Source organism: Streptomyces sp. NPDC048506, assembly GCF_040651315.1.
GTDB lineage: Bacteria > Actinomycetota > Actinomycetes > Streptomycetales > Streptomycetaceae > Streptomyces.
Window position 1 is genome coordinate 67,519 of record NZ_JBEZIX010000024.1, and the last position, 11,358, is coordinate 78,876.

Sequence of the window (11,358 nt, forward strand, 5' to 3'; positions counted from 1 at the left end):
GGGCGGCATTTCCCGAATGGGTCGAATGGGTGGTGCGCCCGCGCGTCGGGCGCGGTCGCCACCGCGCCCGGGGCGCGCGATCAGCCCTCGTGCCCCAGGTGGAGGTCGCGTTCGGTGCGGCCGCCGCCCGCCACGTGCAGGACGGTCGCCACCGGTGGGTATCCGGCGGCGATCACGGTGTACTGACCGGCCGCCAGATCGACGAAGCGGAACAGGCCGTCGACTCCGGTGGTGGCGGTGTCGACGACATTGCCGGCGGCGTCCAGCAGGGTGACCCGGGCGTCCTCGACGGGGCGCCCGCCACCGGCGCGTACGGTGCCGCGGAGCAGTGCGCCACCGGCCAGTTCGATGTCCTGCCGGGTCTCGCGGGACGCCTGGACGGTGACCGGGAGCGCGGCGGGTCGGAACGCCGGGGCGCTGGCGGCGAGGGTGTACTCGCCGGCCACCAACTCCCCGATGGCGTAACCGCCTTCGCGTCCGCTCCGGGCGGTCGCGACGACGCCGCCGCGGACGTCGGTGAGGGTGACGGTGGCGTCCCGCACGGGTGTGCCGTCGGCGGTGGTGACCGTACCGGCGAGGTGCCCCGCGCCGCCGAGCACCACGTCGAGCTCGACCGGCCGTTCGCCGACGGTGACGCCGACGGCCTGCGGCTGGTGTCCGCCGGCGGCCGCGATCAGCACATACGCGCCGGTGCCCGGTGTGCTCAGCGCGTACCGCCCGTCCTCGCCGGTAGCGCCGCGGCCGATCTGGCGACCGGCGACGTCGATGAGGGTGAGGGCGGCATGCGGCACGACGGACCCGTCGTGGTGCCGGACGGCACCGCATACCGGAACGCCCGAGTGGCCGGCGACACTCTCGCCACCCGTATGGGCACAACCGGCGCTATTGGAACGCGAGTTGGGGACGTACGGGTCGGCGGCGGTGCGGGCCGGAGGCACGGCGGCGGGGTCGGCCGGACCCCCTCCGTGGGAGGCGTGCGGGGTCGGTGAGGCCTGCGGAGCGGGCGAGGCGTGGGACACCAGGGGTTTCCCTTTCAGGAAGAGGGCGAGCACGAGGCCCAGGACGAGCACCGGCACGAGGTAGCAGTAGATCCCCGGCAGGGCCTGTGCGGCGACGGTGAGGTGGCTGTCGCGCAGCGGGGCGGTGAGCGCACCCAGCAGCTGCCGGCTGATCGACTCCGGGGCGGCCGGTGGGGTCGACTGCGGTAGCCGGTCGGCGAGTTGGCGGGCCAGCCGGTCGGCGAGGACGGCGCCGAACATGGCCGCGCCGATGCTGCCGCCGATCCGCCGCAAGGAGGTGGTGGCGCCGGTCGCGGTGCCGAGGCCGCGGCGGCGTGCGGAGCGCTGCACGGCGAGCACCAGTACCGGCAGGACGAGGCCGATGCCGAGGCCGAGGATGCCCGTCCGGAGGCCGTAGGCCTCGGGTGCGGTGTCCTGTTGTCCCTCCGACAGCAGCCACATGCCCGTCGCGGCGACCGCGCAGCCGAGGATCGGGAAGGCCCGGTGGTGCCCGGTGCGGAGGATGAAGTGGCCTGAGACGACGGACGCGAGGAGGACACCGCCCGTCATGGGCAGCATCAGCAGCCCGGACTCGGTGGCCGAGGCACCACCGGCGATCCGGAGGACGGTCGGCAGGTGGCCGGCGGCACCGAAGAGGGCGACGCCGACGACCGCTCCGATCAGGCCGGTGAGGGAGCCGAGCACATCGCGGAACAGCCGTGGCGGGACGAGCGGTTCGGCGGCGAAGTACTCGACGGCGAGGAACAGCAGGGCGGTGCCGAGCGCGCCGGCGCCGAGACCGAGGACGACCCGGGAGTTCCAGGCGTACTCGGTTCCGCCCCAACGCGTCAGCAGCACCAGGCAGGTGGCGAACGCGGCGAGCAGCAACGCCCCGGCGACGTCCGGCGCGGGTCGGCCGGTGGACCGGGGCAGCTTCAGGGCGACGCCGACGAGCAGGAGCGCCAGGACGCCGCAGGGGACGTTGAGGTAGAAGCACCAGCGCCAGGAGGCGTGGTCGGTGCAGAGCCCGCCGATCAGCGGCCCGGCCACGGAGCCGAGCCCGAAGGCGGCGACGATCCCGCCCATGGAACGGGCGCGGGCCCGGGGCGGTACGAGCTCGGCGCTGATCGCCCGGACGCCGATCAGGAGTCCACCGGCACCGACGCCCTGGACGGCCCGGAAGGCGATGAGTTCGTCCATGGTGCGCGACCAGCCGGCCAGCGCCGAGCCGACGGTGAAGACGAGGAGCGCGAGGAGGAAGGCCGGCTTGCGGCCGACGTGGTCGCCGAGCCTGCCGCAGAGGGGCAGACCGATGCTCGCGGCGAGGAGGTAGGACGTCACCGTCCAGGACGTCGAGCCCGGCCCGTGCAGCTCCGCGCCGATCGTGGGGAGGGCGGTGGCGACGACGGTCTGGCCGAGGGCCGCGAGCAGCAGCGTCACCATCAGGCCGAGGCGGACCGTGCGGACGCGGCGGGGGCCGAGGGGCACCAGGGCGGCGTCACCCGGCTCCGGGGCGTGGGCCGCGGCGTCTGCGCCGCTCGGGTCGCCGTCGGCCGGAGCCGGTCTCGCGTCGGGCGCGGGCCGACCGGTCCGCTCGACCCGCTCGCCCAGGGTGGTCCCGCCCACGTGCTGCTCCCCTCGTCACGCCTGCTGCCGCCCAAATTTCTCGCATCGGGCGACAACGGCGATCAAGCGCGACGAATGGGGATGTCCACGGCCGGAACGGACGTCAACTACGTTGCCCCGGGCGCCCATTGGGCTCCCATCAGGGCTTTCCGCACGGAACCGATCCGGCGGGCCGGACACTTCGACCCGCCGGAAACCACCCGAACCGGTGAGCGTGACGGCACACGCTCAGGGTGACGGGTGCGACGGCCGCCTACTTCTCGGTCTCCTTGGCGAGGTTGGCGAGGATGGCGTCGTAGATCCGGGCGAGCCCCTTGGGTGCGAAGGTCCGCTCGAAGAAGCCGCCGATGCCGCCCGCACCGTTCCAGGTGGTCGTGACGACCACCTTGGCGCGCCCCTCACCGGCCGGGGTGACGACCCAGGTGGTGACCATGGAGGAGTTGCGGTCCTTCTCCACCAGCTGACCGTCGGTCGGCTCGTCGACCTCCAGCAGACAGTCGCGCACCCGCTTGCTCGTGGCCTGCAACTTCCAGTGGACGAGGGTGCCCTTGCCGTCGCCGCCCTCGCGGACCTCGTACTCGCTGAAGTGATCGGGCAGCAGCTTGTGGCGCGTGCCGGAGTAGTCGGCGAGCGCGTCGAACACGTCCTCCGGGTCCGCCGCGATCTCGCGCTGCGTGGTGGCCTCGACCTGACCCATGTGTGTCTTCCTCCAGTAGTCGGCTGCCGGTCCTGCGGTGCGCCGCCAAGCCAACCACCACTCGGGGGCGCGCCCAAAATCCGGGGTGACGACCGAGAAGCGAACGCATGTTCCATTATGACGAACGGGGGCTCGCCGGAATCCAGAAGGAGGCCCGATGCGCTGGGACAATCTGAGCGAAAGCCCCTCCGCCTTGTTCGGCGCGGACGTCGTCAGCTGGACGATCGACACCCCGGAATTCCGCGGGATCACCTTCCACGAAGTGCGGGCCCGGTCGATCGTGAACCGCGTCCCGGGCGCGTCCCGGATGCCGTTCGAATGGACCGTCAACCCCTACCGCGGTTGACGCCACGGGGCACCCCCGGCCGGCCGACTGTCGGTCGGATCTCCTGGTGGTGACGAAGTGACGGAAAGGATGCATTTCTAGGTGTCCTCATAAGAGTCCCTATAGGGATTCCTAGTGTCTCGAGTCGGAGATCTTTGGGGCAGCCGGCGGATGAAGGATGCGCGCCCCCTGCTCGAACACCTCGGGATCACCCTCTTCCACCTGCCGCCCTACAGCCCCGAGCTCAACAAGATCGAGAGGGTCTGGCGGTCGGTGAAGTACGAGGACATTCCCATCCGGGCCTATCCATGGACCGAAGAACTGCGGGCCACCGTCGAACAGGCCCTCGCACGGCGGGACGCCCTTCTACGCTCAGCAGCATCCGACTTACGCAAGGCCGCTTGAGGACCTGTCTGATAGGTCGACGCAGCGCATATGGATCCGAACAACGGCAAAACCCGTATCCGGTCGGGAGGTCGTCATGCCCTGACGGGGTCGTGGGGCTCGTTACAGAACTCCCGTTACTGGCCGGAACGTTTCTCTGAGATCTTCCAGCCAACGACGTGACAATTACCGACGAACTGTTATGAGTGCCCTACCAGTTGCCACTGTCACGCATACCGTGACAGGCATGACAACTCCAACCAGTCCGGCCCCCTCACGGGGAGGCTCCTGGACTCAGACCGGCCCACTCACCTTCAACCACATCCTCACCGCCGACAGCGTCTACGAGAAGATCTCCGAGGTCCCGGCACTCACCATCCCCTATGCCGGAGTGTGGGAGATCGCCTACAACGCCCACACAAACTTCGCTATCACCGCGAGCGGGGGGTTACTGTTGATCCACACGGCGTTGTACAACAACGCCGGGATCATGCCCGGCAGTGAAGCAGTGACCGGCATTCAAACGGCCGCGGGTTTCGGCTTCCAGGCCACCGCCGGGCAGACGTTCCTGTACACCTTCGCCGCCCCGGACACAGTGATGCTCTACGCGTACCGCAACGGGGCCACCGCCACCGCTGCCATCTCCAGCGGTGACGACGGACGCACCGGAATCATGGCCCACTGGGTGAGCCCAGGGTTCTGAGCGTCTGCACACCCGAGTGATGCAAGCGGCCTACGGCCTGTCCGGTGGATCGCTTCGTTCTACCGGACACGGCCCAACTGATCGTTTCGGAATGCGGTGCGAAGTCGCCTCAAAAGATGATGCTGCGGGCGAGTTCGAGGAGTCCTTGGTGCAGGTTGGCTCGTATCTCGTAGCGGATCCGCTGGCGTTTGAATGGGTGAAGCCAGGCGAAAGTGCGCTCTACCACCCAGCGGGTCTTGCCCAGGCCGGAGCCGTGCGGAGTGCCGCGGCGGGCGATCTTCGGTGTGGTGCCCCGCTTGCGGATCAGGCGCCTGTACGTGTCGAAGGCGTAGCCGCGATCGGCGAACAGCCACCGCGGCCGGTGCCGTGGCCTGCCTCGCAGTCCTCGGGTGCGGGGGGGGATGGCATCCAACAGCCGTCATCGTTGAGCATCTTGGCGACGGCTGTAGCGGAGTGCCCAGCTCCGGCGAGGCCCGCCGGATCCCGCCGCCGGACGTACGCCCCCGGACGACCGACGCGCCGCCCGAACCGACCCAGTTGACCCTGCTCTGAGCCGAGCTGAGCCGAGCCGACCGCCGCCCTGCGGCCGGCCCGTCGACCGCCGTCTAGGACGAGAGGGCCGAAACCGCGTCCAGGGCCCGCGCCAGGCGGTTGCGCGCCTCCAGCTGGGCGGCGATCCGCTCGTCGATGACGGCGAGCCGCTCACGGGCGATGCGCAGACCCTCGGGGGACGGCAGGGTGGTGGTCATATCGCCGTCCAGGCAGGGCGTGAAGCACTGGACGTCGGCGAGGGTGAGCCCCGCCGCCAGCAGATGGCGGATGTTGCGCACCCGCACCGCCGTGCGCGCCTCGTAGACGCGATAGCCGTTCGCCGCCCGCTCCGAGGCGATCAGCCCCTCCCGCTCGTAGTTCCGCAGGGCGCGCGGCGATGCACCTGTGATGTCCGCCAGTTCACCGATCCGCATGGGGTTCCTTCCCGGCGGCCTCCCGTGCCGCACCGCTTTCGCACCGCACCGCTTTCGCACCGCACCTGTATTTTCCCCTCCGCCCACCCCCCTTCGGGGGGTGGGCGGGTCAGGAGCGGAGGCTCAACGGACGCAGGGCAGGAGCCGCAGGTCGGGAGCCGCAGGTCGGGAGCGGCGGTGTCGCCGCGCCCGCCGGTGCGACGGCTCAGCCCACCACCGCTCCCCCGTCGACCGGCAGGACCACCCCCGTCACGAACGACGCCGACGGCGCCGCGAGCCCGGTGACGGCCCAGGCCACCTCCTCCGGGCGGCCGACCCGCCCCAGCGGCGTGTGCTCGATCTGCCACTTCCGTACCGCCGACCGCTGCTCCGGGGACCAGCCCTGGTGCAGTGCGATCGGAGTGTCGATCGCACCGGGGGCGACCGCCACGACCCGTACGCCGCGCGGGGCGAGCTCCACCGCCCAGCTGCGGGTGAGGAGTTCCAGCCCGGTCTTGGTCGCCGCGTAGACCGAGTTGCCCGGCCAGCCCCGCTGACCGACCGAGGTGCTGATGTTGACCACCACCCCGCCGGTCCGCTCCAGGTGGGGCACCGCCTCCTGGGTCAGCAGTACGGGCGCGACCAGGTTCGTGGCCAGCAGCGGGGCCATGCCCTCCTTGGTGTAGCCGCCGAGCGCCCCGCTCCCCACCACCGCGGCGTTGTTGACCAGCACGTCCAGCCGGCCGTACGTCTCGACGGCGCGGCGCACGAGGGCCTCGGGCGCCCCGTCCGCGGTGATGTCGGCGACGCACGGGACGATCTCACCGCCGCCGGGGCCGACCCCGTGCGCCGTCTCGGCCAGCGGCTCGGCCCGGCGGCCCACCGCCAGTACGCGTGCCCCCTCGGCCGCGAAGGCACGGGCGGTGGCGCGCCCGATCCCCGTACCGGCCCCGGTGACGATCACGACCCTGTCGTCGGTTCCGGGCGCGTCCGGCCCGGTCTGCATGGTGCGTTCCATGGCAGGAGTGTCGAACCTTGACGCCTGGGGCAAGGTCAAGCAGCTCCCCCGACGGGCCGCCCACCGACCGGGCTCCGGACCGGACCAGCCGGCACCAGAGCGGTCCGGGCCCGGACCGGCCAGGACCGGACCGGACCGAAAACCCCTTGCCCCGCGGCCTAGCCTGTCCGTCATGGAGTCGTCCTTGGAGGGGATCGTGGCGACATCTCATGCGCGGACACCGGGACAGACGCGAACACCGGGGCAGACACCGGGGCGGACACCGCACCGGCCACCGATACGGGAGATGACCGGGGCCGACATCGACGCGGTGGCGGCGGTCCGGGTCCACGGTTGGCAGGCGGCGTACCGGGGGCTGATGCCCCAGGCCTACCTGGATGCGATGAGCGTGGCCGAGGACGCCGAGCGGCAGCGTTCGCGGTTCGGCCGCCGGCCGCCGGAGGTGAGCGACCTGGTGGCCGAGCGCGACGGCGGGATCATCGGGTGGATCAGCGTGGGGCCGGCCCGGGACCGCGATCTCGCCCCGGGACCGACCGCCCCGCCCACCGCCGATCGGCTGGCGGGCGAGGTGTACGCCCTGTACCTGGCTCCGGGCGTGATCGGCACCGGCGTCGGACGGTCCCTGCTGGCCGCCGGGACGGCGCGCGCAGGGGCGAGCGGATTCCGCGCGCTGTACTTGTGGGTACTGCGCGGCAACGCCCGCGGCCGGCGGTTCTACGAGCGGGCCGGCTTCGTGCCGGACGGGGCGGAGGAGGCGTACGAGGTGGGTGGCAGCAGCGTCCCCGAGGTGCGCTACTGGCGCCCGCTCGGACCGGGCCCGCGCTGAGCGTCCTCGGCCCCGGCCCGGCCACCGCCCCCCTGCGCCCCGGGCCCGCCCTGCCCGGGCACCTCATGGACCCCCAGTCGCGCCAGCGAGGCCGCCGCGGCGGCCGCCAGCCGGGGGTGCGCGACGGCGGCGGTGAGCGTCGGGACGGCCCGCCGGTCGCCCAGCGCGCCCAGGCCCTCTACGCAGGCGAGCGCCACCCGCCAGTAGGGGTTGTGCGGGGTCAGCAGCCGGTCCAGGGTGGCGATCAGCGCCGGTACGGACTGCGGGGCGCGGAGCTCGGCCAGTAACCGCACGGGGTGCAGGGCGTAGGCGGTGCGCAGCGGGTTGGTGGCGAGCGCGGCCGCGGCGCGGGCGGTGCGCGGGTCGCCGAGGCGACTTAGGGCGCGTGCCGCGGTGGCGCAGCGCACCGGGTCGCGGTAGTTCAGCAGCAGTACGAGCGTCTCGAAGGCGCGCTTGTCGCCGGCGCAGCCGAGGATGAACGCGGCGATCTCCCGGGCCCACAGGGGACGCTCGACGGCGACCAGCATCTGGGCCAGTTCCTCCCGCCCTGCGGGGGTGTTCTTACGGGCCAGCCCCAGCAGCCGTTCATAGGCGACCAGGTCCTGTGGAGAGCGGAGTTCGGCCCGCACCCGGTCCGTCAACTCGTGGAATTCCTCTTCCATTTGCCGCTTCCCTCCCGCCGGGACGCCCCGGTTCCCTGCGACGTGGCATGCACCACAGCCTAATGACCCGGACTACCCCTGGTGCTTCGGTTACCCACCGGTTAACCTGCTGGAACGAGCAGCACCCCTGCTCGGGCGGCCTGGTGACGCAGCCGCCACAGAGTGAAGTCGGTTCGGCACCGCACAGCACGACAACAGTACGGAGAAACGGCTCGGCCCCGGGACAGGGCTGGCCGCGGCTCCCGCACCGCCGGCGCTGCCAGCAGCGCTGCGGCTCCGCACGGTCCACCGCCGTATCCCAGCCGCTGCGCCTTTGCCACGCCCCGCGCCCGCGGAAACCCCTCAGTCGTCACTTCTCCCCTGCCCTCAGGGGAACTCTCCCAGGAGTCTCGCGATGGGCCCTCAGTCCACCCCTGATCTCTCAACTGAAGCCTCCCCCCTGTCCCTTTCCACCGTGGCGATCGTCGGTCTCGGCACCATGGGCACCGGCATTGCCGAGGTGCTGGTCCGGGCCGGCCGCGAGGTCATCGGCATCGACACCGACGAAGCCGCGGCCCGGCAGTCCGTCGCCACCCTCGAAGCCGCCACCGCCCGCGCGGTGCGGCGCGAGCGGATCACCGAGCGCGAGCGCCAGGACGCCCTGGCACGCTTCCGCACCTTCACCGATCTCCAGGCCGCCGCGGACGCCGACCTGGTGATCGAGGTGGTGCCGGAGGAGTACGAGCTCAAGCGGCAGGTCCTCACCGAACTGGACACGGTGGTGCGCCCGGACGCCGTCCTGGCCACCGGCACCAACGCCCTGTCCGTGACCCGCCTCGCGGCCGATTCGCAGCGCCCCGAGCGGGTGCTGGGTCTGCACTTCTTCAACCCGGCGCCGGCCATGAAACTGGTCGAGGTGGTCTCCTCGGTGCTCACCGCACCGGCCGTGGTCGCCGCCGTCACCGAGCTCGCCCGCGACCTCGGCAAGGACCCGATCGCGCTCGGCGACCGGCCCGGCTTCGTCGCCGACGGCCTGCTGTTCGGCTACCTGAACCAGGCCGCCGCCATGTACGAGTCCAAGTACGCGACGCGTGAGGACATCGACGCGGCCATGCGGCTCGGCTGCGGCCTGCCGATGGGCCCGTTGGCGCTGCTCGACCTGATCGGCGTGGACACCGCCCGCACGGTCCTGGAGGCGATGTACGCCGCGTCCCACGACCGGCTGCACGCCCCCGCGCCGATCCTGGGCCAGCTGGCCGAGGCCGGGCTGACCGGCCGCAAGGCGGGCCGTGGCTTCTACACCTACGAGGCCCCGGGCAGCAACACCGTGGTCCCGGATGCGGAGACCCCGGCGGCCGCCGACGAGCTCGGCGCCGGCCGTGCGGTCACCACCGTCGGCGTCGCCGGCTCCGGGACGATGGCGAGTGGGATCGCCGAGGTCTTCGCCAAGGCCGGCTACGCGGTCGTGCTGGCCGCGCGCGGCCTGGAGAAGGCCGAGAAGGCCAAGGCCCGGATCGCCAAGTCGCTGGCGCGCTCGGTGGACAAGGGCCGGCTGACCGCCGAGGCCCGGGACACCGCGCTGGCGGCGATCACGCCGGCCGGCTCGCTGGACGCGTTCGCCGACGTGGACCTGGCCGTCGAGGCGGTGGCCGAGGACCTGGCCGTCAAGCAGGAGCTGTTCCGGACCCTGGACAAGGTCTGCAAGCCGGGCGCGGTCCTGGCGACCACGACCTCGTCGCTGCCCGTCGTCGCGTGCGCGCGCGCCACCTCGCGCCCGCAGGACGTCATCGGCATGCACTTCTTCAACCCGGCCCCCGCCATGAAGCTGGTGGAGATCGTCCGTACGGTCCTGACGGACGACGAGGTGCACGCCACGGTGCGGGCGGTCTGCACCAAGGTCCGCAAGCACCCGGTGGACTGCGGTGACCGCGCCGGCTTCATCGTGAACGCGCTGCTGTTCCCGTACCTGAACAACGCGATCAAGATGGTCGAGCAACACTATGCGTCCCCGGACGACATCGACGCCGCGATGAAGCTCGGCGGCGGCTACCCGATGGGCCCGTTCGAGCTCCTCGACGTGGTCGGCCTGGACGTGTCGCTGGCCATCGAGAAGGTGCTGCACGCCGAGTTCCGCGACCCGGGGCTGGCCCCGTCTCCGCTGCTGGAGCACCTCGTCGCGGCGGGCTGCCTCGGCCGCAAGACCGGCCGCGGCTTCCGTGAGTACGCCCGGCGCTGACGCGTGGTGGCGCCCCCGCCCGACCGGGGGAGGCTGGGGTGGACTGCTGGAACCGGACGGCGGTCCACCCCCGCCCACGAGGGCGGAGGCGGCACCTCATGCCGCAGGCCGGGTAAATATGCAGTACCGTCCCCACATGTCCCAGCCCGCTCGCACGCAGCCCTCCGACGCCCCCGACACCAGCACTCCCGGCACCCGCCGGGCGGCCGCGCAACGGCTGAAGATGCGCCGCGAATTGTCGGCGGCGGCCATGGAACTGTTCGCGACCAAGGGCTACGAGGCGACGACGGTCGATGAGATCGCGGCGGCCGCGGGCGTCGCCCGGCGCACCTTCTTCCGCCACTTCCGCTCCAAGGAAGAGGCGATCTTCCCCGACCACGACGACACCCTCGTCCGCGCCGAGGCGGTCCTGGACGCCGCCCCGCCGCACGAGAACCCGCTCGACACGGTCTGCCGCGGCATCAAGGAGGTCATGCGGATGTACGCGGCGTCCCCGGCCGTGTCGGTGGCGCGCTACCGCCTGACCCGCGAGGTGCCCACCCTCCGCGAGGCCGAGATCGCCTCGGTGGCCCGCTACGAGCGGCTGTTCACCCGCTATCTGCTGGGCCACTTCGACGAGGGCGCGCACCGCGAGGGCGACGACGACCCGCTGCTCGCCGAGGTCGCCGCGTCCGCCGTGGTCACCGCGCACAACCACGTCCTGCGCCGCTGGCTGCGAGCGGGCGCGGAGGGCGATGTGGAGGCCCAGCTCGACCACGCCTTCGAGATCGTCCGCGAGACCTTCGGCGCCGGCATCGGCGCGGGCCGCGCCTCCACGGGCGAGCAACCCCCGGCGGCCGTCTCGCGCGAGGGCGAGGTGCTGGTCGCGGTGGCCCGCACGGATGCCCCGCTGGACGAGGTCATGCGCACGATCCGCAAGGCGATCAAGGAGCACAAGTGATCCGGTAACCGCCTGACGGG

At 72.1% G+C, this 11,358-nt stretch carries 10 protein-coding genes and 2 pseudogenes; 6 read left to right on the forward strand and 6 right to left on the reverse strand.

The window, feature by feature from the left end; all coding sequences use genetic code 11:
• Positions 1-80: 80 nt before the first annotated feature.
• Both AB0C96_RS20725 and AB0C96_RS20730 read right to left on the reverse strand, forming a co-directional pair.
• Complete coding sequence (locus AB0C96_RS20725; RefSeq protein ID WP_362919183.1) at positions 81-2,441, reverse strand: MFS transporter; 2,361 nt, start codon at positions 2,439-2,441, stop codon at positions 81-83.
• 436 nt (positions 2,442-2,877) lie between these two features.
• A complete protein-coding gene (locus tag AB0C96_RS20730; protein WP_362919130.1) occupies positions 2,878-3,321 on the reverse strand; it encodes an SRPBCC family protein in 444 nt (147 codons plus the stop codon).
• Positions 3,322-3,478: 157 nt separating this feature from the next.
• On the opposite strand from AB0C96_RS20730, the pseudogene AB0C96_RS20735 reads away from it, so the two are divergent.
• The 3 genes and pseudogenes from AB0C96_RS20735 to AB0C96_RS20745 all read left to right on the forward strand — a co-directional run.
• Positions 3,479-3,664: pseudogene (locus AB0C96_RS20735) on the forward strand (radical SAM protein); the annotation flags it as partial.
• A gap of 117 nt (positions 3,665-3,781) precedes the next feature.
• Positions 3,782-4,051, forward strand: coding sequence for a transposase (locus AB0C96_RS20740; RefSeq protein WP_362919131.1), 270 nt, complete (start codon positions 3,782-3,784; stop codon positions 4,049-4,051).
• Positions 4,052-4,277: 226 nt separating this feature from the next.
• Positions 4,278-4,733, forward strand: coding sequence for a hypothetical protein (locus AB0C96_RS20745; RefSeq protein WP_362919132.1), 456 nt, complete (start codon positions 4,278-4,280; stop codon positions 4,731-4,733).
• Between the two features lie 59 nt (positions 4,734-4,792).
• Here AB0C96_RS20745 and AB0C96_RS20750 read toward each other — a convergent pair.
• From AB0C96_RS20750 to AB0C96_RS20760, 3 genes and pseudogenes are all read right to left on the reverse strand, one after another.
• Positions 4,793-5,148 (reverse strand): annotated as a pseudogene (locus AB0C96_RS20750) (transposase); the annotation flags it as partial.
• Between the two features lie 190 nt (positions 5,149-5,338).
• Complete coding sequence (locus tag AB0C96_RS20755) at positions 5,339-5,698, reverse strand: MerR family transcriptional regulator (protein ID WP_362919133.1); 360 nt, start codon at positions 5,696-5,698, stop codon at positions 5,339-5,341.
• Positions 5,699-5,903: 205 nt separating this feature from the next.
• A complete protein-coding gene (locus tag AB0C96_RS20760) occupies positions 5,904-6,695 on the reverse strand; it encodes an SDR family oxidoreductase (protein WP_362919134.1) in 792 nt (263 codons plus the stop codon).
• Between the two features lie 286 nt (positions 6,696-6,981).
• Between AB0C96_RS20760 and AB0C96_RS20765 the strand changes: the two genes are divergently transcribed.
• Entirely contained in the window at positions 6,982-7,521 is a 540-nt protein-coding gene (locus tag AB0C96_RS20765; protein ID WP_362919135.1) for a GNAT family N-acetyltransferase, read from the forward strand.
• Here AB0C96_RS20765 and AB0C96_RS20770 read toward each other — a convergent pair.
• A complete protein-coding gene (locus tag AB0C96_RS20770) occupies positions 7,488-8,183 on the reverse strand; it encodes a HEAT repeat domain-containing protein (protein WP_362919136.1) in 696 nt (231 codons plus the stop codon). The genes AB0C96_RS20765 and AB0C96_RS20770 overlap by 34 nt on opposite strands.
• A 394-nt stretch (positions 8,184-8,577) precedes the next feature.
• Between AB0C96_RS20770 and AB0C96_RS20775 the strand changes: the two genes are divergently transcribed.
• Together AB0C96_RS20775 and AB0C96_RS20780 are read left to right on the forward strand one after the other, a co-directional pair.
• Positions 8,578-10,398, forward strand: coding sequence for a 3-hydroxybutyryl-CoA dehydrogenase (locus AB0C96_RS20775; RefSeq protein ID WP_362919137.1), 1,821 nt, complete (start codon positions 8,578-8,580; stop codon positions 10,396-10,398).
• Positions 10,399-10,534: 136 nt separating this feature from the next.
• Positions 10,535-11,338 (forward strand): TetR family transcriptional regulator, encoded by an 804-nt coding sequence (locus AB0C96_RS20780; protein WP_362919138.1) that lies wholly within the window; start codon positions 10,535-10,537, stop codon positions 11,336-11,338.
• The last annotated feature ends 20 nt before the right edge of the window (positions 11,339-11,358 follow it).